This is a genomic window from Klebsiella sp. MS 92-3, from assembly GCF_000195655.1.
GTDB lineage: Bacteria > Pseudomonadota > Gammaproteobacteria > Enterobacterales > Enterobacteriaceae > Klebsiella > Klebsiella pneumoniae.
Genome location: NZ_GL882827.1, coordinates 1 through 6,051 on the forward strand (window position 1 = coordinate 1; position 6,051 = coordinate 6,051).

A 6,051-nucleotide genomic window follows, 5' to 3' on the forward strand; every position below is an offset into this window, starting at 1 on the left:
TGTTTAACCATGAAAGAGTGGTGCGCACCGAAAATTACATGATTAACTAGCTTGCTAATGATGCGCTGTTATTTTGATGAGGTAAACCGGTGAGTTTGCGATCTGGATAGCTGCTCGCAGATTTTGGCATCTCAGGAGATGGCGCGGATGGCATCCTGATCCTGGAATAATTCGTGTGGCTGGTGTGTCGTAATTGTGGCGTGACAGGAATGCACGATAAATACAGGGATGTATTCAAACGACACGAAACGACACAAAACCGGATGCGAACGCGGAAAACATGTGTGATTACAGTGTGTTATTTAACGCTCTACTTTCTTCTAAGCCGTAGGTCACAGGTTCGAATCCTGTAGGGCGTGCCATTTAATAATCAATCACTTATCAACTTCCTCCAGTCGCTGATTTTTCCTTGTGGGACATATTTGGGACATCTTCTGCAAAAATTTGCAAAAATTGAGTCAATTTGACGTGCGTGCTCAGTTAAATGGTTAGGTGCCAGGTGAGCATATCGACGGACCATTTCGATGATTCTAATGTCTTGTAGTATCTGTCGGACGATGGCCAGTCAGAGTACAGCATTACTGCTCTGTAATATCGAACAGAATGGTTAATGCTGGTTATAGCTGAGTGCAGAATAAGCGCTCTGCAGGAATGTGAAAATATGTTGCCGGTAACAGGCTAATAGTCATTATAGCTTTAGGTTCTGTCTGACTGGGTTAAATATCGCATTTTAAGCTGGCGTGAAGTACAGTTGTTATAGATCAATATTGAACACTATTTGAAAGCATACCCTCGATGTTCATCCACTGCCTGGAAAGATCCGAATGAACATCAAATTCGTCGCCATCTCCGTATTCGCTGTTGTGTGCGTCTTTGCATCAGATATTTCCATCGCCAAATCGAATTCCTTAAGCGATGATCAGGTCAGTCAAAGGATTATTGATGACTCTGTCGCATCCTACCCCGGTACTTGTGCCTGTCCCTTCAATACCGCCCGGAACGGCAGCTCGTGCGGTGGCCGCAGTGCCTGGAGCAAAGCTGGTGGGTACTCACCTATTTGCTACAAGAAAGAGGTAACAAAGGAGATGGTTAAGGCGTGGCGACAAGAGAATCAATGATAACGATCAATATCTGAACCAGGTGATTACTTACACTGGAATAGTAGTTTAAATAATATTAAATGATTATTTCGAATACTGCAGCCTATTTGCAGTAAGCACTGTTCTGGTAGAGGCGGCAGAGGCCACGGCGTATATCTTTTTACCTTGTGATATTTGAACCCAGCAAATCTATTTCCCCTGCCTGATAGACTTAGTGTCACCGTATCCTGTTACTAAGAGCACGGGGCTACCTACTCATAAGACACTTCCTCTTCTTACGAGGAAACCGGTTCAGCGTGTTGTGTGTGGAGACAGTACCCATCAACTCAAACTGATAACAAAAAGTTTAATTTTTTTCCCCGCCGCGCTGACTATAGTTAGGGCACTTTCACTTGCCCAATAAGGTTACGATTATGAAATTAGTTATCGCCTCCGTAATTTCTCTACTCAGCTTCAGCGCGCTGGCGGCGCCAGAGGGGACGCTCAGCGTACACATTCTTAATCAGCAAACCGGGCTCCCTTCACCGGGGGTGCAGATTGAGCTGGATAAACAGCAGGGGGAGAGCTGGCAGCATATCGCCACCGGTAAAACGGATGCCGATGGGCGGATTAAATCGCTCTATCCGCAGGCGGAGAATATGGAGCCGGGGGTGTATAAAGTGACGTTTAAAACTGGTGACTATTTTAAAAGCCAAAATATGAATACGTTCTTCCCGGTGATTCCGGTTATTTTCAATGTTACAAAGCAAAATCAAAAACTGCATATCCCGCTGCTGCTCAGTCAGTACGGATACTCTACCTACCGCGGCAGCTGATGACCCAAGCCGCTATCCAGCCAACGCCTGCGCGGCTTCCGCAGGCGTCACGCTTTTCTCGCACCACGATGTCCACGCCTAACGCTCGGTCTCTTTCTCTTTAAAGTGTTTAACGGCTTCGTCGTACATCGCCAGCAGGCCGGAAATTTCGCCTTCATATTGCGGCACGCGCTGGGCGCGAACGAGCTCAATCAGCAGCGCATAGGCTGCTTCTTCCGGGGCCGCATGTGGATTAATAAGTCCAGACATATCACCTCCTTAACAGTGGGCCTTTAGCCTACCCCTCGGCGGGAAAACGCAACAGCCTGATATGCAACCAGTACTTCTTATATGGCTCTTATTAAACCTCAGAGGCGAAGACCACGGCGGAAATCAATTGAAGGAGGGGTTATCCAGACCACTGGCGTGGCGGTTAGCGGTGCATCTACACCGGCAGGAGGCTCATCATCAGCCAGGCGATGGCGATGCAGATAAGGGTCATCGACAGCACAAAATTCATGGTAGCTCCTCTTCATCCTTTCTTTTTCAACGTAAATTTTGACAGCGATGATCGCCTTTATCCTTGGCGATTTGTGCCGCTATCCGGCGGTGGGCTGGGGAAAGACGGCCTGTTTCCCCGTGAAGGCCAGCAAAATATCCTCTTTGCCAGGGTTATAGTGATGACATCAATGAATAAGCTGCATCACATTGGTTATGTTGGTCTTTCCGCCTGAAGAATGACTTCGGGTCGCTGATAAGCTTGCTGGGGGACTAACAGGATGAGCACTACACCGTTAACGCTTTCTTTTGCCGGACAACAACCGCCCATCGCCCTGCCGCAGGTGCCGGGAACGCGGGGGCCGGTGGGAGTCGACATGCGCGGGCTAAATCAGTCCGGATTCTGCAGCTATGACCCCGGCTTCGCCAATACCGCCGGATGCCAGTCGGCGATCTCGTGGATCGATACGGAAAACAGCGTGCTGCTGCACCGCGGCTATCCGGTAGATCAGCTGGCTCGCCAGTGCGATTTTCTCGAAGTGGCCTACATCATGCTGAACGGTGACGCGCCGGATGAGGCCAGCTATCAAACCTTTCGCGAGACCATCACCCGCCATACTCTGGTCCACGAGCAGATAGCCCGCATGTGCAGCGGCTTTCGTCGCGATTCGCACCCGATGGCGCTGATGTGCGCCCTGGTGGGGGCGCTGGCGGCGTTCTATCATGATGTACTGGATGTGGAAAATCCGCAGCACCGGGCGCTGGCCGCCACCCGGCTGCTGTCGAAAATGCCCACTATCGCCGCCATGAGCTACAAGTACACCATTGAACAACCCGCCGCGTATCCGCGCAACGATCTCTCCTATGCCGGTAATTTCCTGCAGATGTTGTTTGCTATCCCGGCGGAAAAATACGTTCTCAATCCGGTTATCGAGCAGGCGATGAACCAGATCCTGGTGCTGCATGCCGATCACGGGCAGTGCGCCTCGACCACTACGGTGCGCGCGGCGGGCTCCTCCGGGGCGAACTTATTCGCCTGCGTCGCCGCCGGGCTGGCGTCGCTGTGGGGGCCGATGCATGGCGGAGCAAATGAATCGAGCATGCGAATGCTGGAGGAGATTGAAAGCGTCGATCAGGTTCCGGCGTTTCTGCGCCAGGCGAAGCGCGATCCGCAGGCATTTCGCCGGCTGGGTTTTGGCAACTCGCGTTACCGTCACCGTGACCCGCGCGCCGATATCCTGCGTGAAACCAGCCATCGGGTGCTGGCGGAGGTAGGCATGTCCGACCGTTTGCTGCAGGTGGCGATGGCCCTTGAGGACGTGGCGCTGACCGACCCCTATTTTGTGGACAATGGCCTGTCGCCAAGCGTGGATTTCTATACCGCGGTGATCCTTAAAGCGATGAATCTGCCTTCGTCGATGTTTGCGGTGGTCACCGCGGTCGGTCGGACGGTCGGTTGGGTGGCGCACTGGAACGAGATGCACCAGGCGCCGCTGACCATCTACCGGCCACGGCAGATTTACGTTGGCGAGGGCTATCGGGATTACGTCTCCCGACGCGGCGAGCGGTCTGCTGAGCTAAGGTAATGCCTTACAGGCAGGAGGCGCGCGGCGTCTTCCTGCCCAGGCGGGTTACTACTCAGAGATGCCGGGAGAGCAGATAGTGCTCGACGGCGGTATATTCGGTTAACCGGGTATACAGCGCCAACAGGGCGCTGAGAAAAGCGCCTACCTCACAGGCCTGCGGCCTGGGCGTGGCGAGTAATGGCTGTAGCGTAGCTCTCAGTTGATCAAGGTCGGGCTTCAGCACATACGGTATATGCAGGGTGCTGAGGATGGTTTCAGTCTGCTGGAAATCATGACGAGATGGCAACGCCTCGTCTGCGCTTAGCCAGCTCAGGATAATCAACATGAGGCGATTTTTAGCGTAGAGATACGATTTCATGGCCTGTCTCCTGTCGGTAGTGGCGCAACACCATCCCCTGAACTTTGTTCATCAGTTCCACGTTATTTTTCACCGCCAGCTTGCTAAGGACGCGTGAACGGTAGTAGTAGACCCGTTTGATCGTGAGCTGCATGGTGCTGGCCACGTGACACAACGGCATTCCCCCCATCAGCAGGCTGATTAAAAAAGTTTCCTTACGGGTCAGGTTATAGCTGTCAGGTATGGCGATATAGAGCTTGTCGGCGGGGGGCGATGTCAAGCGCGGACCGCGGGCAAGGGCAGCGCTGAGCCCGGCAAAACTGGTGATGAACTCTGCGCCGAGCACAATGGCGAGGCTGCGTTCGAGCTCGCTCAACGGGTAGCCTGATTTGGCAAAAATAAAGATCCGGATCAGGGGATTAAACGATTTTAAACTGAGCGCGACCTGCAGTACTTCGATGCTGACGCTGCTGTAATCAATAAGGATGGTGCTTAGCCGGGCTCCGGCATCGGTCGCAAAAAAAGTATAGAACATCTCACTCTGTCCACTAAACGGGTAACAGAGTATTTCTTTAATATCCAGAGGCTTGCTGTTTGGTTCATTAATATACGCTTTCAGGGCAATATTAAAATATTCTGAATCCGCAATGCAGATCAACATAATGACCTCCTGGCATAAATACGCTGTGCATGCTGTCCTGCCTGATTCGACAATTTACTGTAGAGAATACCCGCCATAAATAACATACTCCCTGCGCTTTCAATCCAGGGGGGGAGAACGTGGGAGGAGGTGGTTAATAATGAGGGTGAGATAGTTAGATCGCATTTCTCGAATGTTTTTTAGAAAATAAAAAATAAAAATTACCTTTTATTTACAGTGGGTTGTGTTTTTATTGTGTGTCAGTTTTATTTCTTTTTCAAAGTGGTGTTAAGACTTTTCTATAAAAAGTAGAAATGGTCCTGGTGGCGAATTTGAATAATAAATAATGAAGTGAGTAGGATGTCAGTGCAGGGAAGGGGTTAAAAGATAACAGGTTAATCCAATGGACTGAGCATTAATAAATTGTACGTATAAAGTACGCCAGGGTATTTCCTGAACGATTCTCCATAAGCGTGGTGATGAGGAGTGAAGATGAAAAAATACAGCAGAGGAATGGCATCTTTCGTGGTGATGATGATGCTTTCTCCGGTAGCGGCACAGGCTGCTGATGGCAAAGTCACCTTTAATGGTGAAGTCATCGAAAATACTTGTACGGTAGTGAATAAAGACAAGACGGTAACCCTACCGACGGTCCAGCGTTCAGCGCTCAGCAGCGCGGGTGAGACGGCGGGCGTGGTTCCCTTCACCATCGATCTGACGAGCTGCACCCCAGGGGCTGATGTCTCGGTGTACTTCGAGAAAGATCAATACGTTTCCACGGAGGGTCGACTAAAAAACACTCTGTCTGACGGCACGGAAGCAGAAAACGTGGATGTGGAGCTGCTGAACACCCGGTTTACGCCGATTAACCTCGCGGAGACCCCGGCGGTCGCTGCAGACGGCAAAGTTGCTCGCCTGGAAGCGATCCCGGTGGCGGTGGCTGAGCAGGATGGTTCCGCCTCGCTGCCTTTCTATGCCCGCTACTATGCGACTGATGCCGCCAAGGCTGGAAAAGTCGCAGCCTACGTCAACTTTACGGTGGTCTATCCGTAACCCCTGTCCAACGCCCCCCCCCCCCCCCCGCGCCCCGCCCCCC

Annotated in this window: 8 protein-coding genes and 1 pseudogene; 5 read left to right on the forward strand and 4 right to left on the reverse strand. The window is 51.6% G+C overall.

What is annotated here, in order from left to right; genetic code table 11:
- Positions 1-381: 381 nt before the first annotated feature.
- A pseudogene (locus tag HMPREF9538_RS32950) lies at positions 382-526 on the reverse strand (integrase); the annotation flags it as partial.
- A gap of 298 nt (positions 527-824) precedes the next feature.
- Here HMPREF9538_RS32950 and HMPREF9538_RS09625 point away from each other — a divergent pair.
- Positions 825-1,118, forward strand: a complete 294-nt coding sequence (locus HMPREF9538_RS09625) for a hypothetical protein (protein WP_002892360.1) — start codon at positions 825-827, stop codon at positions 1,116-1,118.
- 395 nt (positions 1,119-1,513) lie between these two features.
- Positions 1,514-1,915: a hydroxyisourate hydrolase gene (gene uraH / locus HMPREF9538_RS09620; protein WP_002892366.1), complete on the forward strand. Its 402-nt coding sequence runs from the start codon at positions 1,514-1,516 to the stop codon at positions 1,913-1,915.
- 78 nt (positions 1,916-1,993) lie between these two features.
- Here the strand turns inward: uraH and HMPREF9538_RS09615 are convergent, their stop codons facing one another.
- Positions 1,994-2,164, reverse strand: coding sequence for a hypothetical protein (locus tag HMPREF9538_RS09615; RefSeq protein WP_002892370.1), 171 nt, complete (start codon positions 2,162-2,164; stop codon positions 1,994-1,996).
- 323 nt (positions 2,165-2,487) lie between these two features.
- Between HMPREF9538_RS09615 and HMPREF9538_RS31700 the strand changes: the two genes are divergently transcribed.
- Together HMPREF9538_RS31700 and HMPREF9538_RS09610 are read left to right on the forward strand one after the other, a co-directional pair.
- On the forward strand, positions 2,488-2,628 hold the full coding sequence (locus tag HMPREF9538_RS31700) for a hypothetical protein (protein ID WP_020316410.1): 141 nt from the start codon (positions 2,488-2,490) through the stop codon (positions 2,626-2,628).
- A 45-nt stretch (positions 2,629-2,673) separates the two neighbouring features.
- Complete coding sequence (locus HMPREF9538_RS09610; RefSeq protein WP_004147414.1) at positions 2,674-3,978, forward strand: citrate synthase; 1,305 nt, start codon at positions 2,674-2,676, stop codon at positions 3,976-3,978.
- 52 nt (positions 3,979-4,030) lie between these two features.
- Here HMPREF9538_RS09610 and HMPREF9538_RS09605 read toward each other — a convergent pair whose 3' ends face one another.
- Positions 4,031-4,336, reverse strand: coding sequence for a hypothetical protein (locus HMPREF9538_RS09605; RefSeq protein ID WP_004191501.1), 306 nt, complete (start codon positions 4,334-4,336; stop codon positions 4,031-4,033).
- The gene (locus HMPREF9538_RS09600) at positions 4,314-4,976 is read right to left on the reverse strand and encodes a LuxR C-terminal-related transcriptional regulator (RefSeq protein ID WP_002892378.1); all 663 of its coding nucleotides are present in this window, start codon (positions 4,974-4,976) and stop codon (positions 4,314-4,316) included. The genes HMPREF9538_RS09605 and HMPREF9538_RS09600 overlap by 23 nt, the downstream gene beginning before the upstream one ends.
- A gap of 471 nt (positions 4,977-5,447) precedes the next feature.
- On the opposite strand from HMPREF9538_RS09600, the gene HMPREF9538_RS09595 reads away from it, so the two are divergent.
- A complete protein-coding gene (locus tag HMPREF9538_RS09595) occupies positions 5,448-6,008 on the forward strand; it encodes a fimbrial protein (RefSeq protein ID WP_009485574.1) in 561 nt (186 codons plus the stop codon).
- Positions 6,009-6,051 lie beyond the last annotated feature (43 nt).

Coding starts and splice junctions, on each gene's coding strand:
- HMPREF9538_RS09600 (WP_002892378.1), bottom strand. CDS start 4,976: ATGTTGATCTGCATTGCGGATTCAGAATATTTTAATATTGCCCTGAAA.
- HMPREF9538_RS09615 (WP_002892370.1), bottom strand. CDS start 2,164: ATGTCTGGACTTATTAATCCACATGCGGCCCCGGAAGAAGCAGCCTAT.
- HMPREF9538_RS09625 (WP_002892360.1), top strand. CDS start 825: ATGAACATCAAATTCGTCGCCATCTCCGTATTCGCTGTTGTGTGCGTC.
- uraH (WP_002892366.1), top strand. CDS start 1,514: ATGAAATTAGTTATCGCCTCCGTAATTTCTCTACTCAGCTTCAGCGCG.
- HMPREF9538_RS09610 (WP_004147414.1), top strand. CDS start 2,674: ATGAGCACTACACCGTTAACGCTTTCTTTTGCCGGACAACAACCGCCC.
- HMPREF9538_RS09605 (WP_004191501.1), bottom strand. CDS start 4,336: ATGAAATCGTATCTCTACGCTAAAAATCGCCTCATGTTGATTATCCTG.
- HMPREF9538_RS09595 (WP_009485574.1), top strand. CDS start 5,448: ATGAAAAAATACAGCAGAGGAATGGCATCTTTCGTGGTGATGATGATG.